The organism is Bacillus sp. NSP9.1 (genome assembly GCF_000465465.2).
Lineage (GTDB): Bacteria > Bacillota > Bacilli > Bacillales > Bacillaceae > Bacillus > Bacillus sonorensis_A.
In genome coordinates, this window is the sequence record NZ_CP048273.1 from 563,922 (window position 1) to 590,125 (window position 26,204).

Here is a 26,204-nt window from a genome sequence, read left to right on the forward strand (position 1 = left end):
GGATCGACGGCTATTGTGCAGGCGTCCTGCCTGAACGCCGCCGTCATCACATCCTGTGAAAGTCTGCTCCGATGCTCGCCCTTCCTAGACTGCAAGGGTTGAGGGTCACGCTGAAAGGATGACAAAATCGTAAAACTTTAAACCGTTTTACGATTTTGTCACAATCTGGAGGAAGCAAACAATGTTTGCTTCCTTTTCTGTGTGTATCCCGAGGTTTAAAAAAAGAAGCGGGAGGAAAAGTTTAAAAAACATTTGCAGAAGAAAGGGTGGTTTGATGTTTGGATTTCGCGATATCATCACATTCTTTTGGTCTTTTTTGCTCGTCTTTCCCGCTGTCTCTGTCCTTCACGCCCTTGGCCACAGTTTTATGGTGCTGATTTTTGGAGGCAAGCCTGATCTGGAGGTCGGGATGGGAAAGAAGCTGATCAAGATAGGGGTGATTCAGATCAGGAGCATTTATTTTATGGATTCATTTTGCAATTACAGTGATTTAAAATATGATAACCGGTATACACATGCGCTGATTTATGCGGGAGGGGCCATATTTAATTTGGCGTCTATCTTTATTGTGAATTCGCTGATCATACATGATATTTTGGCAGAAAGTATTTTTCTCTATCAGTTTGTTTATTTTTCAACCTATTACTTAGTGTTTGCTCTGATTCCTGTGAGATATTCAGAAAATCATCTTTCAGACGGCATGGCGATTTATCAAGTGCTGAAGTATGGGGAAAAGTATGAAACCAACCATTAGCGTTGTCCAGATGGAAGCGGAAAGTCGGGGAGGAAAGCCCCCGACGGCTTTAAACGTGCATGATATGTTGGGGAAGCCGGTCCAACTTTTGTACGGCTTTGATAAACGTGTCTAAATGATCACACCCGTTAAAATATTGAAAAGCTTCCCGTTCTCCGGCGTTCATCACCACAATATGCTCTTCGCGTGTCACAAGCCCTTTCTCACGGCGGAAAGATGAAATCGCATCATAGCGGATGTCAAGGAAAAATGGCGACCCAAACAGGGAAGAGTAAAACAGCAGCCGTTTGTCCGTCGCCGCAAGAATGCCTCTGTAAGGCGAGGCATGAGCGTACATTTTCGCATTATAAGTGCAAAGAATGGATGCCTTCACTTCTTCATCCGGTTCAAGCCGGCTTTGGATGGCCGCTTTTCCTTCCTGGATATCTTTCATTGGAAAACACTCCCTTCTAGTATAGGTACGAATGGTGAGACGAATAGGTTTCAAAAGAAAATAACTGTTTATTCTAGAAAAAAGAAAGTATAAGATAGGAGTTGACAAAAAATATACCTGTAACTATAATTATTACATCGGTGGTGAAATCATATGGTAAACACCCGTCTTTCAGTGGCCATTCATATTTTGTCCTTGATCGCAGCGAATCCGCGGGAATCTTCAGAAATGATCGCAGCCAGCGTCAATACAAATCCGGTTGTGATCAGGCGCATGATCAGTCAGCTGAAAAAAGCTGATATTCTTTCGTCGCGGCCCGGAGTAGCCGGAGCAAGCTTGAAAAGAGATCCCGCAGAAATTTCGCTCCTGGATATTTATCGGGCGGTTCAACCGCAGGAAGAGCTATTTGCGATTCATGAAAAACCGAATCCAAACTGCCCGGTCGGCAAGCAAATTCAAGCAACGCTTGACCAAACATTTCACAGCGTCCAGCAGGCGATGGAGAATGAATTGGCGAGCAAGTCTCTTAAAGACGTATTAACTCATCTCTTTTAAACAAGAGATGATTTTTCACCGCTTACATGTAACAAAATAAGTTACAAAAGAAAAATGGAGGTATTTATCATGAAAATCGGTATTATCGGAGCAAGCGGCAAAGCGGGCAGCCTGATTTTAAAAGAAGCGGCGGAAAGGGGACATGACGTGACGGCAATTGTCAGAAACGCATCCAAGATCGCACAAAGCGGAGCAGCCGTCATTGAAAAAGACGTTTTTGCTCTGACACCTGACGATATCAGAGACCTTGATGTTGTCGTCAACGCATTTGGAGCGGCCCCGGGGCAGGAGCATCTACATGTTGAAGCGGGAAGAAAGCTGATCGAACTGTTTCAGCACGTTCCTGAAACGAGATTAATCGTCGTTGGAGGAGCGGGCAGCCTTTATGTCGATGAAGAAAAAACAACCCGGCTTTATGAGACGCCTGACTTCCCTAAAGAATACTGGCCAACGGCAAAAAATCAAGGTCAAAATCTTGAGGATTTAAAAGAAGCGAACGGGTTGAAATGGACATTCATCAGTCCGGCGGCCTTCTTCAATCCGGAAGGAAAACGGACGGGGGCATACAAAAAAGGCCGGGAAAACTTGATTGTCAATACCGCCGGCGAAAGCTATGTCAGTTATGCAGACTACGCCATTGCAGTTGTCGATGAAGCTGAAAAAGGCGAACATATCAATGAACGTTTCACTGTTGTCGGTGAAGCGGAATAATAAAACGGCCTGACTAAAGGCCGTTTTATCTTATAGCTGTGTCCTGAAGTGAAGCTCAGTCATGACCCCCATCACCACAAGAATCAGAAAAGCGAAAATGATCAATAGAATGATTACAATGGCTGCGATGAGGTGGAACAACTGCCACTTCAGAAACTTAGCGTAGTGCTCCAAAAAAGCTTCGCTCATTTCCGCCGCCGGTTTTTCCCTTATTTTCGCAGCGGCGTCCGCGGATTTAAACAAAAAGGTTCCCGAAACAATCAACAAAATTCCGGGGACTGAGCCGATGACATATAAAGGCAGGCCGAATAATGCAAAAAGGCCGCCGGCGATGATCATCAAGACGCCCGTCGGTTTTCCCCACTTAGCGATTGTCTGAAGATATTTTTTCATGACTTCCGAAATTTCCAATATGCTGGTTCACACCTTTCAAAAATGGATGATGAATACATTTCTTTTATACACGAGTGAAAAGATGATTGGAATGATAAATATAAATTTTTAAATATATTTTAAAGAACGCCAATGGTCTGCATATGTTATTCCACAAAAAAAAAGATTGTGTTATAGTAAATCGTAAGAAGCAAATTCAGCTATATTTGACTGTGAAAATGCACCTCGCAAACTGGTATTTTGTAGGCTTGTCCGCAACCAATTTACCATATTTTGTTCAGGGGGGCTTTTTTATTTTCAGGATGATATTTGATTGGTTTTTAGAAAGGCGGTTTTCCATGAAATCCTCGTATATCTATCGTCTCGTCCAAATCGAACATATCAAAAAAACCGGCGACCTTCCAAATGAACAGCAGCTTGCTGATTCTTTCGTCTTTATATTTCTTTTAAAGGGAGAAGGAAGAATCGACATTCAAACGGCGGGAAGTCCGCTTCACAAAGAAACGCTTTATATTTGCCCGCCTTATGAAACGTTCGGGATTACGGCTTCATCGGATGAAATCAGTATGTATCTCATCAGGCTGCAGGCGTATGTTTGTGACGAACAGCGGCAAACACTGGTGGCGGACACGAATCCCGACGTCTTTTCCGATCTGCAGATGATGAATGTTCATCCGGTCGGAAATCTTGCTTCCCGTCTTCAGGAACTTCACGCTTTATGGTCGGCCTCTTCGGGGCTTCAGGAGATGAAGTGCCAGGCTGAACTGCAGCTTCTTCTATACGACATCTACTCTGCAAAACTGGTTCATCCCGCAGATACGGCATCAGCAATCGCCAAAACAAAGGAATATATTCAAGCCCATTCAGATGCTCACATCACCCTCGACCAGCTGGCGCAAATGGCCGGAATCAGCGCGAAGCATTACAGCGAAACATTCAAAAAGCTGTACGGGCAAAGCGTGACCGAGTTCATCACGGAAATGAGGATGACCAAAGCGAAACAGCTGATGGCCAAATCCAGTTACAAACTGAGGGAAATTGCAGGTCAAACAGGCTACCAGGATGAATTTTATTTCAGCCGCACATTTAAAAAGCACACCGGTTTATCGCCGACGGTTTACATGAAAAAAAGGCGCAGGAAATTGGCCGCTTACGGACAGAACACGATCGGACAGCTCATTCCGCTCCATCTCATACCTTATGCCGCCCCGCTGCACCCGAAGTGGACATCCTATTATTATAAGCATTATGCCGCGGATATTCCGGTGCATCTCAGCGCATACCGCTACCATGAACCATGGGAGGAAAACTTGAGCACATTGTGCGAGGCCGCCCCGGAGCTGATCATCAGCATGGACAGCGTCTCAAAAGAAGAACGTGAGCAGCTGGATCAGATAACCGATGTCATCTATCTCCCCTCAGAGGAAGACTGGAGGACACATTTCATGCTGACGGCTTCACATCTGAATGAAGAAGCGGAAGCCCGCAAATGGCTGGCGTCCTATGAGCGGCAGACGGAAACGGTGAAAAAGCAGCTTGATCCGCGATGCGGGGGACAGACCTTTTTGTTTTTACGGCTTCATAAGCAGGATATTTACCTCGCTCATAACCGCTCAGTCAGTGATGTGTTCTTTGGCGACTTGGGCTTTCAGCCGGCAGTTTCATTGAAGGAGCCGACAGACCGGGTGATTTCTCTGGAAACGATTGCGGCCTGTCAGCCTGATTTCATCATGATCTTTCTTTTCAAGGAGCCGGAAACACTGGCATTTTACCAGCAGATGCAGCAGTCGGCTCAGTGGCAGGACTTGAAGGCTGTGCGCCAGCAGCAGGTCTATCAAGTAAAATCTGATCCTTGGCGTGAATATTCCGCCTGCAGCCATGGCCGGATTGTTCGCCAGGCTGCCAGCCTGTTGTCCGGAAAAAATTCATTTTAATTGCCGGATATTGTCCATGGTGTTATCGAGAAGGCTTTCCTATAATTTTAATTGATAATAGTTATCAATTAAATCAGGGGGTCTTTAGTAAATGAAAAAAATTTCGTTTTTTATATTGATTCTGCTTTTCGCTTTTGCTGCGGCAGGATGCGGGAACAGCAAAGAAAAGGCGAGCGGTGATGCAAAGAGCTCCGAATCAGCTGAGAAAAGCATCCAATACCTCGATCATACATATAAGGTGAAAGTCCCGGCTGACAAAATCGTCATTACGGGAAGTGTGGAATCGATGGAAGACGCCAAGCTGCTCGATGTTCATCCGGCCGGTGCGATTTCCTTCTCAGGGAAATTCCCGGAGCTGTTTAAAAGCATCACGGATCAAGCAACTGCCATCGGTGAAAAAACCGAACCGAATCTGGAAAAAATCCTTGAGCTGAAGCCGGATGTTATCCTCGCTTCAACAAAGTTTCCCGAAAAAGTGGTGAAAAAGCTTGATAACATCGCTACGACGATTCCTGTGACACACGTTTCATCCAACTGGAAAGACAATTTAAACCTATTGGCTGAACTGACCGGGAAAGAGGATGAAGCAAAACAGATCATTTCAGATTATGAGAAAGACCTAAAAGAAACAAAAACCGAATTTGAGAAAACCGTAAAGGATAAAAAAGTTGTCGTTGTTCGCATCAGACAAGGAAACGTATTTATCTATCCGGAAAACATGTTTTTCAACTCCACCTTATACGGTGAGCTCGGATTCACGGCTCCGGACGAAGTAAAGGCAGCCAAAGCCCAGGAACTGATTTCACTTGAAAAACTAAGCGAGATGAATCCGGATTATATGTTTGTTCAATTTTCCGATGATGAAAACGCGGATAAGCCGAATGCGCTGAAAGATCTGGAGAAAAATCCAATTTGGAAAAGTATCACGGCAGTTAAAGAAGACCATGTATTTGTCAATGCCGTAGATCCGCTCGCACAGGGAGGAACAGCGTGGAGCAAAGTACAATTTTTAAAAGCTGCATCAGAGAAATTGTCGCAAAACTAATATAGAAAAGGTTTTTCAATTATGGATTCTTCAAAGCGAATGACGCGCATCATTATGATCGCAGCTCCGTTTGCCGCGGTACTGGCTGTTTTTCTGTCGATATGCTGCGGCGCAAAGCAGCTTCAGCCGGAAGTGATTTTTTCGGCACTTCTGCATTTTGACCCGAACAATACAGATCATCAGATCATCTGGCATTCCCGCCTGCCCCGTGCCGCCGGCGCCCTCCTGATCGGAGCGGCGCTGGCCGTATCCGGGGCGCTGATGCAGGGGATCACCCGGAACTATCTGGCTTCTCCTTCGATTATGGGGGTTTCCGATGGTTCAGCCTTCATGATCACGCTCTTGATGGTGTTGATTCCGCAATCATCGTCTCTGGAAATGATGGGATATTCATTTATCGGCTCCGCTGTCGGGGCGGGGCTTGTCTTCGGCCTGGCCGCGGTGATTCCGAACGGTTTTATGCCCGTTCAGCTTGCCATTATCGGTACGGTCACAAGCATGCTGTTGAGCAGTGTGTCAGCGGCGATGTCGATATATTTTCAAATATCCCAGGATATCAGTTTTTGGTACAGTGCAAGGCTGCATCAAATGAGTCCTGATCTTTTGAAATATGCGGTGCCTTTTTTGACGTTCGGCATCATCCTGGCTCTTTTTCTCGGCAGGAAAGTGACGGCTTTATCATTGGGGGACGATATATCCGAAAGCCTTGGACAGCAGAAGAGGGCCGTCAAGCTGGCTGCGATGGCTGCGGTTGTGGTTCTGACGGGAAGTTCTGTCGCCTTGGCCGGGAAAATCGCCTTCGTCGGCCTCGTCGTACCGCACATTACCCGTTTTCTCGTCGGTTCGGACTACAGTCGTCTCATTCCTTGTTCCTGCATCATCGGCGGAATCTTTTTGACAATGGCCGATATTGCCAGCAGGCTGATCAATTACCCATTTGAGACACCGATTGAAGTTGTCACCTCCATTATCGGCGTTCCTTTCTTCCTTTATTTGATTAAGCGAAAAGGAGGGGAGCAGCGTGCCTAAAAAAGTAGCGGCCATCTATGCCGTTTTCATTGTCCTGATTCTTGCGGTTTGTTATTTCAGCATCACAATAGGGGCGTTTTCCGTCCATCCCGTGGAGCTGTTATCGACACTTTTTCAAATCAATCCGAATGAGCAATACAGCATCCTGCTGTTTGACTTAAGGCTTCCGCGGATTGTGACGGCTGCTCTTGTCGGCCTTGGCCTCGGGATTGCCGGGTCCGTGATTCAAGCGATGACCAGAAATGGACTTGCTGACCCAGGCATCATGGGGATAAACGCCGGGGCCGGCGCGGCCATTGTCGGCTATATGCTGCTGTTTCAAGGCCAGACGGAAGCATCTAGCCTTCTGACCGCTATGGGAATGCCGTTGTTCGGCTTGATCGGCGGGATTTTGGCGGCGGTTTTCATTTTTATCTTTGCCTGGCACGGCGGAAATTTGGACTCGGGCCGGATCATTCTTGTCGGGATAGCCATCAATTCAGGTTTCAGCGCTGTCTCGCTGTACCTGTCATTGAAGATGAATCCCAATGATCATGAAATGGCGATGGTTTGGAAAAACGGCAGCATCTGGTCGGCGAACTGGACGTATATACAAGCCGCACTGCCATGGCTTCTGCTGTTGATTCCGTTTCTGATCGCAAAGAGCAACCTTCTCGATACGATTCGGTTTCATGAAGATACCGTTAAAAGCCTTGGCGTATCTGCGAACTTTGAAAAAATCGTGCTGCTTATTGCTTGTGTCGGAATTATTAGCGCGTGTGTGGCGATATCGGGCAGCATGGGTTTTGTCGGTTTAATTGCCCCGCATATTGCCCGGAGGCTGGCGGGGGTTCTGCACCGTCATTCATTGCTGTTAAGCGGACTCGTCGGCATGTTTCTCGTGCTGTGCGCCGATTTTGCCGGCAAATTGCTGTTCCAGCCGTCAGAGGTTCCTGCGGGGATTATTCTCGCCATTTTCGGTGTGCCTTATTTCTTATACTTGCTGTTTAAACAGAAAAAGACGGTTCATTAACTGTCTCTTTTCTCATAGAGGGGGAGGGGAAACCTTTTGGTCCAAGAGAAACATGATCAGACCGGCAAAGCTGCGCCGGTGACGATCCCCGGTACAGAGCAGCGTCTGATGCAGTCAATAGACGGGAAACGCACCTACCGGATTTTGATCGCTAAACCGGTTGGAGAAGCGCCTCCCGAGGGGTTTCCGGTCATCTATCTGCTTGATGCCAATTCAGTGTTCGGAACGATGGTCGAGGCGGTGCGGGTTCAAGCCCGCCGTCCCGACAAAACCGGGGTTGTGCCGGCGGTTATCGTCGGTATCGGCTATGAGACGGATGCTCCATTTGATCCGGGCCGCTATTATGATTTTACGCTGCCGGTTTCAGTGAGAGATCTGCCTCAAAGGCCTGATGGAAAGGGGTGGCCTGAGCCGGGCGGAGCCGAAGCTTTTTTGACGTTCATTGAAGAACGGGTCAAGCCTATGATCGAACACGATTTTTCCGTTGATCGGAAGAGGCAGGCGATTTTCGGCCATTCCCTTGGCGGTCTTTTTGTCCTGCAAGTTCTGTATAAAAAGCCCGATTTATTTCAGACATACATTGCCGGCAGTCCGTCCATTCATTGGAACCCGTCTTTTTTTGACGAAGATTGTGATTTTGTTTCCCGATTGGAAAAGACCGGTGTCAACGTCAATGTCCTGCTTGGAGCGGGAGAACTCGAAAAGACGCATAAAAGCGGGATGAATGACAATGCGGAACGGCTGGCTTCGCGTTTATCGGCCTTTGAAAGCCACGGGGTTCATGCAGAGTTTCATGAATTTGCGGGAGAAGGCCACATATCGGTTTTGCCGGTTCTGATCAATAGAGCATTGCGGTTTGCGTTAAGCCCTGAGGGACAGGGCTGATGCGCAAACCCGGGCGCAGAAGCTGCGCCCGGGTTTTCATCATAAGAAGAATAGACAGATTGAGAAATATACCATAGCAGCCTGCGGAAAAGGATTTGACCGTTAGCATTTACTGGTATATTATATTTTTAAACGATAATGATTATCATTATCATTTATTGCTATGATTCGGATTTCAGAAAGGGAATGATAAGTGTGAAAGGCAAGGTTGCTTTAGTCACCGGGGCTTCCCAGGGAATTGGCGAAGCGGTGGTCCGGACGCTTGCAGAACTAGGAGTCATTGTAGCGGCAGCAGATCAAAATGGGGAAGGGCTTCATGAGCTTGTGAAAGATCTGGAGAGAAAAGGTTTTCATTCTGCCGGTTTTGTCGTTGATGTGGGTGACAGCGCCGCCGTTCAACAGCTTGTGGACAAGGTGGAGCGTGATCTTGGCCCGATCGACATGCTGGTCAATGTGGCGGGAATCTTGAGAACCGGCTTGATCGCATCATTTCGTGATGAAGATTGGGAGAAGACGTTTCATGTCAATGCCACCGGCGTTTTTAACGTCTCCCGTTCAGTTGCCGGCCGTATGATTCCGCGCCGAAACGGTTCAATTGTGACCGTCGGTTCCAATGCAGCGGCTGTACCGAGAATACAGATGTCCGCGTATGCGGCATCCAAGGCGGCGGCTTTAATGTTTACGAAGTGTCTCGCGCTTGAGCTTGCCGAGTACAATATCCGCTGCAATATCGTTTCACCAGGATCGACGGATACGCCGATGCAAAGGGCGCTTTGGCCGGATGAGGACGCCGCTCAGGACGTCATTGCCGGATCGCTTCAAACATTTAAGACAGGGATTCCGCTCGGGAAGTTAGCTTATCCTTCGGATATTGCAAATGCCGTAGTTTTCTTGCTGTCTGACCGGGCTAGCCACATAACGATGCATGATTTGCGTGTTGATGGGGGAGCCACTCTGGGGGCCTGACCTGAAATTAAAGGAGGTTTTGATAATGATGGAACGTGATATTGTCTCTGAAGCGCCTGCTGAAGAGCTTTTAAAGGAATATCGGACAGGGAATTCATTCTTTTTTTCTTCTCCTGAGCGAACCATCCTTGCAGAAGGCGTGTTTGCCGCAGTTTCTGAAGCGGAGGGCTTGAACCAAATGGAAAATCTGGCTCAGCGGGCTGCGGCGCTTCTCAAACAAGCCAAACAGGCGGGACAAAGCCGCCCGCTCTTAGTCGGAGCTGTCCCTTTTGATGAAACAAAGCCTGTGCGGCTTACCGTGCCGGAGGCGGTCCGGTTTGCGGGACCGCTCAGATTTGCCGGAGATGAGCCTGAGTCTGCTGCATTGGCTTATGATTACAAGATTCAGTCTGTTCCTGAACCGGAGGAATATATGAGTGGAGTGAAGCGCGGATTAGCGGGCATAGCCGCAGGCGATTTCAGCAAAATCGTCCTTTCCCGGTCCTTGCATTTGGCATCACCGGAAAAAATCGATATCGAAGATTTGCTGTCAAGTCTTACCCGGCATAATTCCAGCGGATATACCTTTGCCGTCGATGTGTCCACACAGAATACAGAAACACCTAAAACATTGATTGGAGCCAGTCCGGAGCTGCTTGTCACAAAATCCGGCCTTCGTGTTTCTGCCAATCCTCTGGCGGGTTCGAGGCCCCGGAGCAGTGATCCGCGTGAAGATCAAAGGCGGGCAGCCGAATTGCTTTCTTCTGCAAAGGACCGGCATGAACATGCGGTTGTAGCAGAAGCGGTCGCTTCGGGGCTCAGACCGTTCTGCAAAACGCTGAATGTTCCAGAGGAGCCGTCTCTCATCACCACAGAAACGATGTGGCATCTGTCTACAGAAATAACGGGAGAGCTCAGAGACGATTCGATTTCATCGTTGACGCTAGCAGCGGCTCTTCAGCCAACACCGGCGGTCTGCGGCACACCGACAGAGGCAGCGAGAAAGGCCATTCAAGAGATTGAGCCTTTCGAACGGGGCTTTTTCACCGGGATGGTCGGATGGTGTGATGCCGAAGGAGACGGAGAATGGGTGGTGACGATCCGCTGTGCCGAGGCGGAGGAACGCTCGCTTCGCCTGTTTGCCGGGGCCGGAATTGTCGCCGGGTCAAAGCCGGAAGACGAACTGGCCGAGACATCAGCAAAGTTTCGCACAATGCTTCGTGCAATGGGAATGAACAGTGAATGACAGGGGGAGATCAAATATGCTCAAGGGATGCCCGACATGGCCGAAAGAATTTGCAGAAAAGTACCGGAAGGAGGGGTGCTGGCGGGGCGAAACATTTGGCGGGATGCTGAGGGAGCGGGCTGACAAGCATGGCAGCCGAATCGCCATTACATGTGGTGATTCCCATCTGAGCTATAAAGAGTTGGATGAGAGAGCTGACCTTTTAGCTGCTGGTTTTTTAAAGCTTGGCATTCAAAAGGAAGACCGCGTCGTCGTACAGCTGCCGAATACACCCGAATTTTTTGAGGTTTGTTTTGCCCTCTTTCGAATCGGAGCGCTGCCCGTGTTTGCCCTTCCTTCACACCGTCAAAGCGAGATTACGTATTTTTGCGAGTTTTCAGAAGCGGCCGCATATATCATTCCGGACATTTACTCAGGATTTGACTACCGCAAGCTGGCGAGACAGGTTTCCGATAAGCTTCCCGGACTCAGCCGCGTCATTGTCGCCGGTGATGCGGAAGAATTTCAGGCGCTCAGCGATCTTTATGCAGCTCCCGCCGATCTTCCGGAGGTAAGCCCTGGCGATGTCGCTTTTCTGCAATTGTCAGGGGGAAGTACGGGGCTGTCAAAGCTGATTCCCCGAACACATGATGATTATATTTACAGTCTGAGAATCAGCGCCGATATCTGCCGGCTTGATCAAAAGAGCGTGTATCTAGCCGTGCTCCCGATGGCCCATAACTACCCGCTGAGCTCGCCGGGTGTGCTTGGAACATTATATGCGGGAGGCCGGGTCGTTTTGGCTCAAGGGCCAAGCCCTGATGAAGCCTTTCCATTGATTGAAAAGGAATGCGTCACAATAACCGCGCTTGTTCCGCCGCTGGCTTTGATCTGGCTGGAAGCCGCTTCGGCGCGCCGCCACGACTTCACAAGTCTTCAGGTTCTTCAAGTCGGCGGGGCGAAATTCAGCGCCGAAGCAGCAGGCCGTGTAAAGCCGGTGTTCGGCTGCACATTGCAGCAGGTCTATGGCATGGCAGAAGGTCTGGTCAACTATACCAGACTGGATGATCCGGACGACATCATAATCCATACACAAGGCCGGCCGATGTCGCCGTTTGATGAGATTAAGATCGTTGATGAGAACGGACGCGAAGTCGAGCCGGGGCAGACAGGAGAGCTGCTGACAAGAGGGCCGTATACGATTCGCGGCTATTACAAAGCTGAAGAACACAATGCTAAAGCTTTTACCGCCGCTGGCTTTTACCGGACGGGCGATCTGGTCAAAGTCAATTCATCAGGTTATCTGATTGTTGAAGGGCGTTCCAAAGACCAGATCAACAGAGGCGGAGAAAAGGTCGCGGCGGAAGAGGTGGAAAATCATCTTCTTGCCCATCCAGGTGTGCTTGACGCAGCGGTGGTCTCCATGCCTGATGAGTTTCTTGGGGAAAGGACGTGCGCCTACATCATTCCGCGCAGCACTCCTCCTCTTCCGGCAGAGCTTAAAGCCTTCCTGAGAGAGCGCGGCCTTGCCGCATATAAAATACCTGACCGGGTGGAAATGGTAGAGGCATTTCCACAGACGGGAGTAGGAAAAGTCAGCAAAAAAGCATTGCGCGCGGCCATTGCTGAAAAAATGATGCCAAAAGCGCGAAAATGATCAAAAAGAGAGGATGTGATGTTGATGGCCATTCCTGCCATCTTACCGTACACAATGCCAAAAGCGTCAGATTTGCCGAAGAACAAGGTGTCATGGACACCTGATCCGAAGCGCGCCGCACTTCTTATTCATGACATGCAGCAATATTTTATCGATGCTTACAATTTAGGCGAATCTCCGATGACAGAGCTTTTCGGACATATTAAAAAGCTGAAGGATATATGTATTGAGCTTGGGATACCGGTCATTTACACGGCCCAGCCTGGCGGACAAACACCGGAAGAGCGGGGGCTTCTCCAAGACTTTTGGGGTCCGGGAATCGGTCCGGGGCCTGACAAGCAGAAAATCGTTGACGAGCTTGAACCGAATGAGGCCGACATCGTCTTGACGAAGTGGAGATACAACGCCTTTAGAAAAACCGATCTCTTAGGCATCCTGCAAGAGCATGGCCGCGATCAGCTGATCATCACAGGGGTTTACGCACATATCGGCTGTTTAATGACAGCGTGTGACGCCTTTATGCAAGACATTGAAACATTTTTTGTAGGCGATGCTGTCGCAGATTTTTCTTTAAAACATCATGAAATGGCTATCTCTTATGCAGCCGACCGCTGCGCTGTCGCCATCACCACGGAACATCTATTGAACGAGCTGAAAAGCGGGCAGGGTGCTGCAAACGGCAAACAAACCGGGGAGATGCTGACAAAGCAAAAGATCCGCGAACAAATCGCTGCGCTTCTTTATGAATCACCAGATGATATCACGGACAATGAGAATTTGATTTTCAGAGGGCTTGATTCGGTTAGAATGATGAGCCTTGCTGAACGCTGGCGGAGCAATGGTGCAGAGGTGACATTTGTTGAGCTTGCCGAGGAGCCGACGATTGAAAACTGGTGGAGACTGCTGTCTTCCTCTAAAGAAGCACCACTGCCAAATGCAGACTATCAATGAAGGAGGTCGACATCATGTCTCAATATCAAGAAAACCGCAGGCCGCTAACCGGAGCACAGGCCGGCATTTGGTATGCACAGCAGCTTGATCCGCAAAATCCGATCTATAATACCGCTGAATATGTAGAAATCAGCGGTCCGATTGACCAGCAGCTCTTTGAGAAAGCCCTTCGGCAAGTGATCGGAGAAGCTGATACATTGCACCTTCGATTTGGAGAAGATGAGGAAGGGCCTTGGCAGGTGATCGCGCCGCCTTCAGATTTTCACATCCACTTCATTGATGTCAGTTCAAAGCCGGATCCGCGGCAGGCCGCTCAAGAATGGATGAACAGCGACCTTGCCCGGCCGGTCGATCTGAGCAGCGGCCCGCTTTTTACAGAAGCGCTTTTTAAAGCGGCGCCGGATCTTTTTTTCTGGTATCACCGGGCACATCACATCGCAACCGATGGATTCAGTTTTGCCCTTATAGCCGAGCGGCTGTCAAAATTGTATACCGCATTGGTTCAAGGGCGACCGCTTGATCATGATCGGCCCTTCGGCTCCTTTGACTCGATTCTTAAGGAAGAGTCGGTGTATCGTTCGTCAGATCAATATCAAAAGGACCGCCGATTTTGGCTGGATCGCTTCCGTGATGAACCGGACGTACCCAGCCTTGCCGGCCGGGCGCCGAGAACATCTTCCAGTTTTCTGCGGAAATCTGTTCATCTGCCTGCAGAAAGCGCAGATCGGCTCTTGTCTGCAGCCAGCTCGCTGGGAGCAAGCTGGCATGAAGCAGTCATTGCCGCGGCCGCCATTTATCTCCATCGTCTCACAGGGGCGCGTGATGTCGTGCTCGGACTGCCGATGATGTGCCGATTAGGATCGGCTTCGTTGAATATTCCCGGCATGGTCATGAATCTTTTGCCGCTTCGTATATCTGTGCAGCCGGAAATGGGAATGGCCCGCCTGATGAAGCAGATTTCTGAGGAAATCGTAAAGTTGCGCCGTCATCAGCATTATCGTCATGAAGAGCTGCGGCGCGATCTTAAACTGCTTGGGGAAAACCAGCGTCTGTTCGGTCCGCAGATTAATTTGCTGCCATTTACCGGCGGTTTGAGCTTTGCCGGACATCCCGGAGTTGTTCACAATCTTGCGACAGGGCCTGTCGACGACATTTCGATCAACATTTACGGAAGGCCTGGCGGAAGCGGCATGAAGGTAAATATGGATGCAAATCCCGCCGTATATCATGATGATGATCTGAAGCAGCATCTGAATCGTTTTCTGTCTATTCTGAAAACATTCGCCGGCGCAAGACAGGACATGCCTGTTGGCAAAATAGAGTTTCTGCTGCCTGAAGAGCGCCATCAGGCGCTTAGCAAATGGAATGAAACAGATCACGCACTTCCGGATGACACTCTTCCTGAATTATTTGAGATGCAGGCGAAAGAAAATCCGAACTCGCCTGCGGTGGTCTTCCAGGATGATGTACTCAGCTATTCCGAATTGAATGAACGGGCGAACCGGCTGGCCCATCTGTTGATCGAAAGAGGAGCCGGACCGGAGCGGTTTGTTGCACTGGCGCTGCCGCGTTCAACGGAAATGGTGATCTCCATGCTTGCCGTTCTTAAGGCTGGAGCGGCATATTTGCCGATCGACCCGGAATATCCGTCTGAGCGGATCGCTTATATGCTCAGCGATGCTCAACCGATGCTTGTCTTGACGAGCAAAGAGACCGCAGCAAACATACCAGAGCATATAAAGGCCGAGAGCATGATGATTGACGACAATGACGTCATCGATGAACTCAGCCGCTATTCCGCCGCCAATCCGGCTGTTTATGATCGACACGGCACATCGCCTCAGCATCCCGCATATATGATCTATACGTCGGGTTCTACCGGAAGGCCTAAGGGTGTTATCGTATCGGTTGAAAACTTATGCAATTTTCTTCTATCGATGCGGGAGACGTTTGCACTGCAGCGGCATGACCGGCTTTTGGCGGTTACTACGATTGCTTTTGACATATCGGCGCTGGAAATTTATTTGCCCCTTATCAGCGGAGCCTGTTTCGTTATCGCGAAGAAGGAAACTGTACAAGATCCGAGCGCTTTGGGGAACGTGCTTGATAAGCAAAACATTACGATCATGCAGGCAACACCGACACTGTGGCATGCATTAGTGTCAAGCGTCCCGGAAAAGCTCCGCGGACTCAAGGTGCTTGTTGGAGGAGAGGCTCTTTCAAGCACCCTTGCTCAGCAATTGCAAGAGCTGGACTGTCAGGTTACAAACCTTTATGGTCCGACTGAGACGACGATTTGGTCAACCTCTGCCGCATTGGAAAATGGGCGGAAGGAAGCACCTTCAATCGGCCGCCCGATTTGGAACACACAAGTATATGTACTGGATGCTGCCCTCCAGCCTGTTCCAGCGGGAGTGGAAGGTGAGTTTTATGTGGCCGGTACAGGGGTGGCGCGCGGTTATTTGGGCCGACCTGATCTTACGGCTGAGCGTTTCATTGCCAATCCTTTCGGCCCGCCGGGATCCCGCATGTATCGGACAGGCGATCTCGTGCGGCAGCGCTCTGACGGTTCTTTGGACTATATCGGAAGGGTAGACCATCAAGTTAAGATCCGCGGATTCCGTATCGAAACGGGGGAAATCGATGCCGTGATCGCCAGCCATTGTGATGTTCACCAAGCTGCTGTTATCGTGCGTGAAGACCGGCCGGGCGACCCGCGCCTGACCGCATATATCGTTCCCGTACCTGAAGCGGACCCTCATCCGGCTGAACTTCGCCGCCATGTCAGTGATGCTCTTCCTGATTATATGGTGCCGTCCGCATTCGTCATTTTAGACGAGCTTCCGTTGACACCGAATGGAAAGCTGGATCGCAAGGCGCTGCCCGCTCCCGAGGTGAGCGCCCAGGGTGCAGGACGTGAGCCGCGAACGCCGCAGGAAGAGATTTTATGCGATTTGTTTGCTGAGGTACTCGGATTGTCACACGTCAGCATAGATGACAGCTTTTTTGATCTTGGCGGACATTCGCTTCTCGCCGGCAGACTCATGAGCCGTATTCGCGATGTTCTGGGTGCCGAGCTTGGCATCGGCCGTTTATTTGATAAGCCGACTCCTGCAGGACTTGCCAGACAGCTTGATCAGGCGGCGGGCGCCCGTCCGGCTCTCAGGAAGGTTGAGCGGCGCCAAGAAATTCCGCTTTCCTTTGCCCAGAGCCGGCTATGGTTTTTACACTGTTTGGAAGGGCCGAGTCCAACATACAATATTCCGGTCGTCGTCAACTTGTCGGGCAAGCTGAATCAGGAAGCGCTTGAGAGGGCTTTATGCGATATTGCAGAACGACATGAACCGCTGAGAACGATTTTTCCGGAGAGGCAAGGAACATCGTACCAGCATATTTTAGAACCTGCTAAAGCCCGCCCTGAACTGCATGTTTCTTCCATTAACGAAAATGAGCTGGAGGAAGCGATCAATGAAGCTGTCAGATACAGCTTTAACCTTGCACAAGAGCCATCGTTCCGTACTCGGCTTTTCGTGCTTGGAGAGAACAAATATGTTCTGCTGTTGCTTCTGCACCATATGATTGGTGACGGCTGGTCTTTAACACCGCTGACCCGTGATTTGGCGGAGGCTTACAACGCCCGCTGCAAAGGGACAGCTCCGGAGTGGCAGCCGCTTGCCGTACAATATGCCGACTATTGTTTCTGGCAAAAACGTCTCCTTGGAAGCGAGGACAATTCGGAAAGTCTGATTGCAAAGCAACTGAAATTTTGGACAAATACGCTACAGAATGTGCCGGACCAGCTTGAGATTCCAGCCGATTTTCCGCGGCCGGCTGAATCAAGCTATCGCGGAGACACGATTCAGCTCAGCATTGATGAGGAGCTGCACAGCCGGCTGCTCGGCTTGGCCCGCACAAGCGGAGTCAGTCTGTTTATGATTTTGCAGGCGGGGCTTGCCACACTGCTGTCAAGAATGGGAGCTGGAAGCGATATTCCGATCGGCAGCCCGATCGCGGGAAGAAGCGATGACTCGCTCGGCGAGCTGATCGGATTATTCATCAATACGCTTGTGCTCCGGACTGACACATCTGGTGATCCAAGCTTTCGCGAGCTCCTTTCCAGGGTTCGAAAAGTAAATCTTGATGCATATGAAAATCAAGATCTTCCTTTTGAACGCCTTGTTGAAGTTCTCAATCCAGCCCGGTCACGTGCGAGACATCCGCTCTTTCAAATCATGCTGGCGTTTCAAAACACGTCTGAACCGACGCTTGACTTTTCAGACCTCGAATCTCAGCTTGAAGTCAGAAGTGTCGGAGCCGCCAAGTTTGATTTGACGATCGAGCTTCGCGAACATCGTCATTCAGACGGAACACCGGCAGGGATTGCCGGATTCCTTGAATACAGTACAGATCTGTTTAAGCGCGATACGGCTGAAGCGCTGGCTGCAAGGCTTGTCAGACTGCTCGGATCCGCCGCGGCTGACCCCGATCAGCCGGTTGGCCGCCTGGAAATCCTCCTGCCGGAAGAACGGAGAACGATGCTGGCCGCGTGGAATAAAGCCCCGCTTCAGATGCATGAGGCCTGTTTACCGACACTGTTTGAGAAGCAAGCCGTTCTTCATCCTGAAGCGATTGCCGTCACCTATGAGGATCGGGTGCTCACCTATGATGAACTCAACAAGCGGGCGAACCGGCTGGCTCACTTGCTGATTGCCAAAGGGATCGGCCCTGAACAATTTGCAGCGTTGGCGCTTCCGCGGTCGCTCGAAATGGTCATCGGTCTGCTGGCTGTGCTTAAAGCAGGTGCGGCATACGTTCCCCTTGATCCGGATTATCCGGCTGAACGAATCGCTTTTATGCTAAAAAGTTCCGAACCTGCTTGTATCATTACAAATTTAGAGACTGCTTCTCATCTTGATGCAGGAGCTGTTTTACAAATCACACTCGATGATCGCCACACGATGGAGCAATTGAAAAACTGTCCTGACACGAATCCAAGTGACGCGGATCGTCTTGAGCCTTTACAGCCGCTCCACCCGGCATATGTCATTTATACATCCGGTTCAACCGGTACGCCAAAAGGAGTCGTCATTCCGCATCAGAATGTTGTCCGGCTGTTCGGAGCGACAGAGCAATGGTTCCATTTTGGTGCAGACGATGTTTGGACGATGTTCCATTCCTATGCGTTTGATTTTTCGGTTTGGGAAATGTGGGGCCCGCTGCTGCAAGGGGGGAGGCTTGTTGTCGTTCCTCACGCCATCAGCCGCTCGCCGCGTGAGTTTTTGCGCCTGCTTGTCAATGAAGGTGTAACAGTGCTCAACCAGACGCCGTCGGCATTTTATCAATTGATGCAGGCAGATCGCGACAATCCTGAGATTGGCAAGCTATTGACTTTGCGTTTTGTCATCTTCGGGGGAGAAGCGCTCGAGCTGAGCCGGCTGGAAGACTGGTATGAGCGTCATCCGGAACATTTCCCTTCACTGATCAATATGTACGGAATCACGGAGACCACGGTACATGTCAGCTACATTTCCCTTGATCGGAAGCTTGCTTCTCTAAAAGCCAACAGTCTGATCGGCTGCGGGATACCCGATCTTGGCGTATATGTGCTTGATTCATGCCTTGAGCCTGTTCCGCCCGGTGTAGCCGGAGAGCTTTACGTATCGAGAAGCGGGCTCGCGCGCGGTTATTTGGGAAGACCGGACTTGACGGCTGAACGGTTTGTCGCCGATCCGTATGGGCCTCCGGGGACGCGGATGTATCGGACGGGTGATCTGGCCCGCTGGCGTCCGGATGGTTCTCTAGATTATATGGGGCGCGCGGATCAGCAGATTAAAATTCGCGGTTTCCGGATTGAACTGGGTGAAATTGAAGCTGTGCTTGTTCAGCATGATGATGTGGATCAAGCCGCTGTCGTGGTTCGGGAAGATCAGCCGGGAGACAAGCGTCTGATCGCCTATATTGTTCCTGCGTCAGATGCAGGGGCAGATCCGGCAGAACTGCGCCGGTATACCGCCGGAACACTGCCTGACTACATGGTGCCTTCAGCCTTTGTTGATATTGCTGACCTGCCGCTTACCCCAAATGGCAAGCTCGACCGCAAAGCCTTGCCAGAACCTGACTTTACAGCGGCGGTCAAAGGAAGAGGACCGCGCACACCACAGGAAGAGATACTGTGCGATCTTTTTGGGGACATTTTGAATTTGCCACGGGTCGGCATCGATGACGGTTTCTTTGAGCTTGGCGGACATTCCCTGCTCGCCGTTCAGCTGATGAGCCGCATTCGCGACGCGCTCGGCGTCGAATTGGGCATCGGTGATTTGTTGGCAGCTCCTACTGTCAGCGGTCTTGCCGAACGGATTGAAGCCGGCGGCGGCCACAATGCGTTAGATGTTTTGCTTCCGCTGAGAGCGGGCGGCAGCGAGCCGCCTCTGTTCTGTGTGCACCCTGCCGGAGGATTGAGCTGGTGCTACGCCGGTTTGATGACGTCTCTAAACAAAGAATATCCGATTTACGGCCTTCAGGCCCGAGGTATTGCAAGAGAGGAAACATTGCCGCAGACATTGGGTGAAATGGCTGCAGATTATATTCGTCATATTCGTACGATTCAGCCTGCCGGCCCTTACCGCCTTCTCGGCTGGTCTCTCGGAGGCAATGTTGTGCACGCCATCGCCACACAGCTTCAAAAGCAAGGAGAAACCGTTTCTCTTCTAGTCATGCTTGATGCTTATCCGAATCATTTTCTGCCGATTAAAGATGCCCCAGATGAGCAGGAAGCGCTTGTTGCTCTCTTAGCATTGGGCGGATACGATCCGGACAGTCTTGACGGGGAGCCGCTTGAGCTTTCCAGCGCGATCGACATCCTGCGCCGCGACGGCAGTGCGCTTGCCAGTCTTGATGAATCGGCGATTTTGAACCTGAAAGAAACTTATGTGAATTCGGTTCGCATTTTAAGCGAATATAAGCCGCAAACCTATCAAGGGGATCTTTTATTCTTCAGATCAACCGTTATTCCGGAATGGTTTGATCCGATTGAACCGGAATCATGGCGTCCATATCTTCAAGGTGAAATTGAACAGCATGATATTGACTGCCGGCATAAAGATTTGTGCCAGCCGGGTCCTCTTGCCGAAATTGGCCGAGTCCTTGCGGAAAAATTGGCTGCGATGATGAAATAAAGTTCGAGGATAAGAAGGGAGAGAAAAAGATGACGAATCCTTTTGAGAATGAAAACGGCGCATATGTCGTCTTAAGGAATCATGAAGGCCAGTACTCGCTCTGGCCGGCCTTTCTTGATGTGCCGGCCGGCTGGACGACGGTCTTTGGAGAAGACAGCCGAAGCGCTTGTCAGGAATACATCAGTTCGAATTGGGCCGATTTGCGCCCGAACAGTCTGAAGCCTGCTCTCGGAGTTCACGGCGGTGAGGAGTGAACATGAGACCGTTCAATCAAAGGACGGTTGTCAGTGTCGTATATGTGACGGCGATGTTTATGGCCGCAATGGATGCGAGCGTCGTCAATGTGGCGCTTCCGGCCATCATCAATGAATTCCAGACACCTCCGTCGGCAGCCGCCATCGTCAATATCGGCTATTTAATCAGCCTCGCCGTTTGCCTTCCGGTTGCCGGCTGGCTCGGCGACCGCTGGGGGACAAAACGGATATTTTTGATCGCGCTTGGTCTGTTTACGGCGTCATCTGCATTATGCGGGCTTGCCGATCATCTTGCGGCTTTAAATTTGTTTCGCGTCATCCAGGGGGCAGGTGGAGGACTGATGACGCCGGTGGGAATGGCGATCCTGTTCAGAACGTTTCCGCCGCATGAGCGGCCTAAAATTTCCCGCCTTCTTGTTCTTCCGGTCGCCGTTGCTCCGGCACTCGGGCCGATCATCAGCGGATTTTTGACTGATCAGCTGTCATGGCGCTGGATTTTTTATATCAATATTCCGATCGGGATCATCATTTTGCTCTTCGGGATGCTGTTCCTTGACGAGCATATTGAATCAAAGGCGGAACGGTTCGATCTGCCGGGATTTCTTCTCTCAGCGCCGGGAATGGCGCTGGCGATTTTTGCTCTTAGCCAGGCCCCTGTGCGGGGATTCGCTTCACCTGCTGTACTTGCTGCCGCGATCGGAGGACTGATTCTTTTGACAGCGCTCGTATTTGTCGAACTTCAGGTTCAGCAGCCGCTTCTCAATCTGCGATTGCTGTCTGAGCGGGTGTTTGGAACGATGAGCATGATCTCGTTGTTGTCCGCCGCGGGACTGCTCGGTATGCTTTATGTGTTTCCGCTGATGTATCAGGAAGTGCTCCATTATTCGGCCTTGGATACGGCGCTGATCACATTTCCTGAAGCGCTGGGGCTGATGCTTGCTTCCCAGGTGATGCCCCGGACGCTTGCAAAATTTGGTCCGCGCCGGCTGATTTCTGCCGCATTGTTATGCGCCGCCGTGATGTTTGCGCTGATCAGCTTGACCGGCCCGGGATCAAATCCATGGTTTTTGAGGATGCTGCTGTTTTTGGCCGGATTTTTCTTGGGTCAAGCGGTCGGTGCGGTGCAGATCACTTCTTTCGCCAACATTTCATCAGCTTCAATGGGGCGGGCGACGACATTGTTTCATGTGCAAAATCGGCTCGGTTCGGCTTTAGGGGTTGCGGCCTTGAGCTGCCTGCTTGCCCTCATGAGCCGGCATTCGGGGGATTTTGCGCCGGATTTTGCGGCTTACCGGGCGGCTTTGCTCGGTGCGGCGGGGTTCCTAGCAGCCGCTTTTTGCTTCGCGCTTAGCATCCGTGATGCCGACATCGCCCCCAGCACCGGCAAACGCTCTTCGCCGGCAGCCCATGATGCCCCGGCGGCAGGAGAATAACAGACCCGGAAAAAATCCCCCTGGATACACCCAGGGGGATTTGCTTTTGCCATTCTATAAAATCGGTGACAGCAAAATGGAAATGGCCTCTTTGAAACGGACGTTTCTGCTTCGGTTTTGATATTCTTCAATCGTCAGCTCCTTCGATACTCGCAGGTCTTTTTCGAATGATAGAACAAGGCTTTTGGCAATTTCCTCGTCATATAAAAAGGCGTTGACTTCAAAGTTCAGCTTGAAGCTGCGCATGTCAATATTGGCCGTTCCGACTGATGAAATCTCTTCATCCACGATAATCGTTTTCGCATGAATAAAGCCGTTATCGTAAATGAATACTGTTGCACCTGCTTTCAGAAGCTCGCCGATATAAGAAAAAGTCGCCCAGTACACAAAAGGATGGTCGGGCTTGTTCGGGATCATGATTCTGACGTCAACTCCCGACAAACAAGCGATCCTGAGCGCGTCGAGCAGGCTTGCATCAGGGATGAAGTAAGGCGTTTGAATCAGAATGGACCGTTTGGCCGTCGAGATCATTTTAATGTAGCCGTTTTTGATCTGTTCCCATTCCGAATCCGGTCCGCTTGTGACAATCTGCATGCCGATGTTTCCGCAAGAGTCGATTTCAGGGAAGTGGTTTGGCATATAAGTAATGTCATGGTGATGTGAGGCCTGATTCCAGTCAAGGATGAACCGCGTTTGAATGGAGTGGACGGCGGTTCCTTTGATTCTGAGATGCGTATCCCGCCAATAGCCAAACTTGGGGTTCAGGCCGAGGTATTCGTCCCCGACATTAAATCCCCCGACATATCCGATGACACCGTCGATAATGACCAGCTTGCGGTGGTTGCGGTAATTCATGCGCAGGTTGATAAATTTAAACCGCGACGGGAAAAACACTTCGACATAGCCTCCAGCTTTGATCAGCTCTTTAAAAAAGCTCTTTCGCAAGCTTCTCGACCCCAATTCGTCGTACAGAACGCGGACTTCCACACCTTCTTTTGCTTTTTTGACGAGCGCATCGCGCAGCTTTTTTCCGATATCATCGCCTTTATAAATATAATATTGCAGATGAATATGGTCTTTGGCGTTTTCAATATCGCGGAGGAGGCGGTCAAATTTCTGGCGCCCGTCGGTCAGCAATTCAACGGCATTGTCTTCTGTGAAAACGGCGTGATTATTGACAATGTGCATATAAATTAAGTCTTTGCTGTCTGCCGTCGCTTTATTGCGAAATGCAAATTCGCGGCTTTTCAGCTTAGCGAGCTGCTGCTCCAATATTTTTTCCATCCCGATTCTTTTCCGGTCTTCCCATTGAAAGAGATGCTTCCGGCTTAAATTATGGCCGAACAGCAAATAAAGGCCGAATCCGAGGACGGGAATGAAGAAGAGAACGAGAAGCCAGGCCCAGGAGGCGCTTGCATCGCGGCGTTCTCTAAAAATCACAACGATTGCCAAAAGTGTATTTATTACTAATATAAAACCGAGAAATATCGATGTGATGCTAATATTTTTAATAATATCCATGTTGAACCTCGCAAGACGGATTTGTTTTTATACATTCCATTTATATCAGTTACTCCCTTTTCAAGCAACTATCTCATGATATACGGATCAAAAACAGAAAAGTTTCTTTCGAAAAGGAAGATAAGGCAAAAAACTGTAAAACATGTTGGAACTAAGTTACGATATAAATATAGAAATCGGATTTATTACCGGAATAAGGTCTCTTAACGAATGCAGGAGGGATTTTTATGGATATTGAAACATTTAATCAAATGCCGGCCTTTATGAAGGAAGAATTGGATAATCTCAAGCGGGTCGCTGCCCCGATCTTAAAGAAGAGGCTCGTTTTTCTGTTTGTGGCCATTCCGCTGCTTTTGGCTTCGCTTATTTATCTCTCAACATTCTGGGGCCAGGTGTCTTTCGGAACGGAATCGTATATTAAAATCGGCATCGCCGCCATCGGCGCCGCTTTTGGAATGGCTTTGCTCAAAGAGTCGTCCCACCAAAAAAGAAATGTCCAGAAGACGGTGATGACCTATATTTTGGACCGGATGCAAAAAAGCGAAGTGCTTCCTGACGATCGGAAAAACCGCTATGTCCGGGCGGTCAAAGAAGAGCCGTTTACTGTGATGAGAAGCTTTTTGGAGTTTTTAAATGAAGAGGAAAACAGAAGACAGAGATTAGCTGAATAATGAAGGAAAGAGCTGTATCTCAGCTCTTTTTTTGTGTCCCGTCAGCTTTCATTTAGTTCTTTTCCGAGTATTTTCAAGTCGTACCGGTTCCCGTCCATTTCAGCGATCCCGGGGAAATGCCCCCATTCGGCAAACCCGTGCTTTTCGAAAAGCCTGATGCTCGGAGTATTGTGGGCAAAAATAAAAGCCATTAAAGAACGAATTCCCAGCTTAGACGCCGCTTCAAGCGCGATTTGCAATATTTTAGAACCCATCCCTTTTCCGCGGTGGGCTTCATGGAGGTAAATGCTGACTTCGGCGGTTTTGGCATAAGCGGGCCGACCGTAAAACGATTCAAAGCTGATCCAGCCGATCGTTTCCCCCGCTTCGTTTTCGACGATGTAAAGGGGACGTGCTTCGGTGTGGTTTAAAAACCAATTCATTTTTTCTTCCGGTGACACCGGTTCGATATCTGCCGTGACCATTCGAGAAGCGATTGTGGAGTTGTAGATATTGACGATTTCGGCAAGGTCTGATTGCTTGGCGATGCGTAATTTCATGCGCTCTGTCCTTTCTTCGTTTGAATTGATCATGAACATGAAATCGGCTCGTTGTCTATATCACGCCCCAATTTCATGTTCACCTCAGCCTTCGTTTTTGCATCATCATGAGGCTTTCTGAAAATACGAATCAGAAAAAAAGTTTTTTGTAAATGTATATATTTTCTGAAAAGTGTTCAGAATGTTGCTGAGGTGATGAGTTATGAAAGAGGAAGAAAAGAATCGTACTTCCAAAATCACAAAGCTACAACAGTTTTTTCGTAAACGCTGGGTATTTCCAGCCATTTATCTGAGCAGTGCAGTCGTTGTATTAACTGCCGTTCTCTGGTATCAATCTGCATCCAATAACGATGTGAAAGACCAGCTCACAGATGATGGCAACAAATCAGCATATGATAACCGTGATGACGCGGTAGAAGTAGGAAAACCAGTAGAAAATGTCGCGATGCCGGTTGTTGATTCTGAGAATGTTTCTGTCGTTAAAAAGTTTTTTGAAACAGACGCAACTAAAGAAGAGAAAGAAGCAGCACTTGTAAACTATAATAACACGTACAGCATGAGCAAAGGTATCGACTTGGCTGAGAAAGACGGAAAAACATTCGATGTTTCCGCATCTCTCAGCGGTACGGTTATCAAAGCTGCAAAAGACCCTGTACTGGGCTACGTTGTTGAGGTGGAACATGAAGATGGTTTATCAACGGTGTATCAGTCTCTTTCTGAAGTGAGCGTCAAACAAGGCGACAAAATTGAGCAAAATCAAGTCATCGGAAAAGCAGGCAAAAACCTTTACAATGAAGAAGGCGGAAACCACGTTCATTTTGAAATCCGCAAAGACGGAGTGGCATTAAACCCGCTGAACTTCATGGACAAGCCGGTTTCAAGCATTGAAAAAGCAATCGAGAAACAGGCTTCTGAAGAAGTGAAAGAGCCTGCACAGCCTTCTGTTGAAGAAAAAGCAAAAACGGATGAAAAAGCCAAAGAGCAAAAAGATGACAAAGACGGAAAAACGAAACGTGAAGATTCTTCTGAGGGCTCAGAAACCCAAGATGAGACCCAGAAAGAAGATACAAACCAGCAGTAAA

Annotated in this window: 21 protein-coding genes; 17 read left to right on the top strand and 4 right to left on the bottom strand. The window is 49.5% G+C overall.

The window, feature by feature from the left end; all coding sequences use genetic code 11:
• The first annotated feature begins 274 nt into the window (after window positions 1-274).
• A complete protein-coding gene (locus M654_RS02780; protein ID WP_026589069.1) occupies window positions 275-754 on the top strand; it encodes a hypothetical protein in 480 nt (159 codons plus the stop codon).
• Window positions 755-803: 49 nt separating this feature from the next.
• On the opposite strand, the gene M654_RS02785 is transcribed toward M654_RS02780, so the two are convergent.
• A complete protein-coding gene (locus M654_RS02785) occupies window positions 804-1,187 on the bottom strand; it encodes a GRAM domain-containing protein (RefSeq protein WP_026589068.1) in 384 nt (127 codons plus the stop codon).
• Window positions 1,188-1,340: 153 nt separating this feature from the next.
• Between M654_RS02785 and M654_RS02790 the strand changes: the two genes are divergently transcribed.
• Window positions 1,341-1,742 (top strand): Rrf2 family transcriptional regulator, encoded by a 402-nt coding sequence (locus M654_RS02790; protein ID WP_026589067.1) that lies wholly within the window; start codon window positions 1,341-1,343, stop codon window positions 1,740-1,742.
• 69 nt (window positions 1,743-1,811) lie between these two features.
• On the top strand, window positions 1,812-2,453 hold the full coding sequence (locus M654_RS02795) for an NAD(P)-dependent oxidoreductase (protein WP_026589066.1): 642 nt from the start codon (window positions 1,812-1,814) through the stop codon (window positions 2,451-2,453).
• A 30-nt stretch (window positions 2,454-2,483) separates the two neighbouring features.
• Here the strand turns inward: M654_RS02795 and M654_RS02800 are convergent, their stop codons facing one another.
• Window positions 2,484-2,864 carry a DUF5362 family protein gene (locus tag M654_RS02800; RefSeq protein WP_026589065.1) on the bottom strand — a complete coding sequence of 127 codons (381 nt, stop codon included), beginning with the start codon at window positions 2,862-2,864 and terminating at the stop codon, window positions 2,484-2,486.
• Between the two features lie 320 nt (window positions 2,865-3,184).
• On the opposite strand from M654_RS02800, the gene btr reads away from it, so the two are divergent.
• The 12 genes from btr to M654_RS02860 all read left to right on the top strand — a co-directional run bounded on the left by btr (window position 3,185) and on the right by M654_RS02860 (window position 22,391).
• A complete protein-coding gene (gene btr / locus M654_RS02805) occupies window positions 3,185-4,780 on the top strand; it encodes a bacillibactin transport transcriptional regulator Btr (protein WP_026589064.1) in 1,596 nt (531 codons plus the stop codon).
• 91 nt (window positions 4,781-4,871) lie between these two features.
• Entirely contained in the window at window positions 4,872-5,825 is a 954-nt protein-coding gene (locus M654_RS02810) for an ABC transporter substrate-binding protein (protein ID WP_026589063.1), read from the top strand.
• Between the two features lie 21 nt (window positions 5,826-5,846).
• Window positions 5,847-6,854, top strand: coding sequence for a FecCD family ABC transporter permease (locus M654_RS02815; RefSeq protein WP_026589062.1), 1,008 nt, complete (start codon window positions 5,847-5,849; stop codon window positions 6,852-6,854).
• Window positions 6,847-7,866 (top strand): FecCD family ABC transporter permease, encoded by a 1,020-nt coding sequence (locus tag M654_RS02820; protein WP_026589061.1) that lies wholly within the window; start codon window positions 6,847-6,849, stop codon window positions 7,864-7,866. The genes M654_RS02815 and M654_RS02820 overlap by 8 nt, the downstream gene beginning before the upstream one ends.
• 36 nt (window positions 7,867-7,902) lie before the next feature.
• Entirely contained in the window at window positions 7,903-8,751 is an 849-nt protein-coding gene (locus M654_RS02825; RefSeq protein ID WP_026589060.1) for an alpha/beta hydrolase, read from the top strand.
• Window positions 8,752-8,937: 186 nt separating this feature from the next.
• Entirely contained in the window at window positions 8,938-9,717 is a 780-nt protein-coding gene (locus M654_RS02830) for a 2,3-dihydro-2,3-dihydroxybenzoate dehydrogenase (RefSeq protein WP_035428669.1), read from the top strand.
• A 25-nt stretch (window positions 9,718-9,742) separates the two neighbouring features.
• The gene (gene dhbC, locus M654_RS02835; RefSeq protein ID WP_026589058.1) at window positions 9,743-10,942 is read left to right on the top strand and encodes an isochorismate synthase DhbC; all 1,200 of its coding nucleotides are present in this window, start codon (window positions 9,743-9,745) and stop codon (window positions 10,940-10,942) included.
• A gap of 16 nt (window positions 10,943-10,958) precedes the next feature.
• On the top strand, window positions 10,959-12,578 hold the full coding sequence (locus tag M654_RS02840; protein ID WP_026589057.1) for a (2,3-dihydroxybenzoyl)adenylate synthase: 1,620 nt from the start codon (window positions 10,959-10,961) through the stop codon (window positions 12,576-12,578).
• A 24-nt stretch (window positions 12,579-12,602) separates the two neighbouring features.
• On the top strand, window positions 12,603-13,529 hold the full coding sequence (locus M654_RS02845; protein WP_026589056.1) for an isochorismatase family protein: 927 nt from the start codon (window positions 12,603-12,605) through the stop codon (window positions 13,527-13,529).
• Window positions 13,530-13,543: 14 nt separating this feature from the next.
• Window positions 13,544-20,704, top strand: a complete 7,161-nt coding sequence (locus tag M654_RS02850; RefSeq protein ID WP_026589055.1) for an amino acid adenylation domain-containing protein — start codon at window positions 13,544-13,546, stop codon at window positions 20,702-20,704.
• A 29-nt stretch (window positions 20,705-20,733) separates the two neighbouring features.
• A complete protein-coding gene (locus M654_RS02855) occupies window positions 20,734-20,958 on the top strand; it encodes an MbtH family protein (protein WP_026589054.1) in 225 nt (74 codons plus the stop codon).
• A gap of 2 nt (window positions 20,959-20,960) precedes the next feature.
• Complete coding sequence (locus M654_RS02860; RefSeq protein WP_201278489.1) at window positions 20,961-22,391, top strand: DHA2 family efflux MFS transporter permease subunit; 1,431 nt, start codon at window positions 20,961-20,963, stop codon at window positions 22,389-22,391.
• 54 nt (window positions 22,392-22,445) lie between these two features.
• On the opposite strand, the gene cls is transcribed toward M654_RS02860, so the two are convergent.
• Window positions 22,446-23,894 carry a cardiolipin synthase gene (gene cls / locus M654_RS02865; RefSeq protein WP_026589052.1) on the bottom strand — a complete coding sequence of 483 codons (1,449 nt, stop codon included), beginning with the start codon at window positions 23,892-23,894 and terminating at the stop codon, window positions 22,446-22,448.
• Between the two features lie 245 nt (window positions 23,895-24,139).
• On the opposite strand from cls, the gene M654_RS02870 reads away from it, so the two are divergent.
• A complete protein-coding gene (locus M654_RS02870) occupies window positions 24,140-24,583 on the top strand; it encodes a YwnF family protein (protein ID WP_026589051.1) in 444 nt (147 codons plus the stop codon).
• A 41-nt stretch (window positions 24,584-24,624) separates the two neighbouring features.
• On the opposite strand, the gene M654_RS02875 is transcribed toward M654_RS02870, so the two are convergent.
• Entirely contained in the window at window positions 24,625-25,122 is a 498-nt protein-coding gene (locus M654_RS02875) for a GNAT family N-acetyltransferase (RefSeq protein WP_026589050.1), read from the bottom strand.
• A 202-nt stretch (window positions 25,123-25,324) separates the two neighbouring features.
• Here M654_RS02875 and M654_RS02880 point away from each other — a divergent pair, with 202 nt between their 5' ends.
• Entirely contained in the window at window positions 25,325-26,203 is an 879-nt protein-coding gene (locus M654_RS02880) for a stage II sporulation protein SpoIIQ (protein WP_026589049.1), read from the top strand.
• The last annotated feature ends 1 nt before the right edge of the window (window position 26,204 follow it).

Excerpts from the sequence above, each read along its gene's own strand:
- M654_RS02780 (WP_026589069.1), top strand. The coding sequence starts at position 275 with ATGTTTGGATTTCGCGATATCATCACATTCTTTTGGTCTTTTTTGCTC.
- M654_RS02785 (WP_026589068.1), bottom strand. The coding sequence starts at position 1,187 with ATGAAAGATATCCAGGAAGGAAAAGCGGCCATCCAAAGCCGGCTTGAA.
- M654_RS02790 (WP_026589067.1), top strand. The coding sequence starts at position 1,341 with ATGGTAAACACCCGTCTTTCAGTGGCCATTCATATTTTGTCCTTGATC.
- M654_RS02795 (WP_026589066.1), top strand. The coding sequence starts at position 1,812 with ATGAAAATCGGTATTATCGGAGCAAGCGGCAAAGCGGGCAGCCTGATT.
- btr (WP_026589064.1), top strand. The coding sequence starts at position 3,185 with ATGAAATCCTCGTATATCTATCGTCTCGTCCAAATCGAACATATCAAA.
- M654_RS02810 (WP_026589063.1), top strand. The coding sequence starts at position 4,872 with ATGAAAAAAATTTCGTTTTTTATATTGATTCTGCTTTTCGCTTTTGCT.
- M654_RS02815 (WP_026589062.1), top strand. The coding sequence starts at position 5,847 with ATGGATTCTTCAAAGCGAATGACGCGCATCATTATGATCGCAGCTCCG.
- M654_RS02830 (WP_035428669.1), top strand. The coding sequence starts at position 8,938 with ATGATAAGTGTGAAAGGCAAGGTTGCTTTAGTCACCGGGGCTTCCCAG.
- dhbC (WP_026589058.1), top strand. The coding sequence starts at position 9,743 with ATGATGGAACGTGATATTGTCTCTGAAGCGCCTGCTGAAGAGCTTTTA.
- M654_RS02840 (WP_026589057.1), top strand. The coding sequence starts at position 10,959 with ATGCTCAAGGGATGCCCGACATGGCCGAAAGAATTTGCAGAAAAGTAC.
- M654_RS02845 (WP_026589056.1), top strand. The coding sequence starts at position 12,603 with ATGGCCATTCCTGCCATCTTACCGTACACAATGCCAAAAGCGTCAGAT.
- M654_RS02850 (WP_026589055.1), top strand. The coding sequence starts at position 13,544 with ATGTCTCAATATCAAGAAAACCGCAGGCCGCTAACCGGAGCACAGGCC.
- M654_RS02855 (WP_026589054.1), top strand. The coding sequence starts at position 20,734 with ATGACGAATCCTTTTGAGAATGAAAACGGCGCATATGTCGTCTTAAGG.
- M654_RS02860 (WP_201278489.1), top strand. The coding sequence starts at position 20,961 with ATGAGACCGTTCAATCAAAGGACGGTTGTCAGTGTCGTATATGTGACG.
- M654_RS02870 (WP_026589051.1), top strand. The coding sequence starts at position 24,140 with ATGGATATTGAAACATTTAATCAAATGCCGGCCTTTATGAAGGAAGAA.
- M654_RS02875 (WP_026589050.1), bottom strand. The coding sequence starts at position 25,122 with ATGAAATTACGCATCGCCAAGCAATCAGACCTTGCCGAAATCGTCAAT.
- M654_RS02880 (WP_026589049.1), top strand. The coding sequence starts at position 25,325 with ATGAAAGAGGAAGAAAAGAATCGTACTTCCAAAATCACAAAGCTACAA.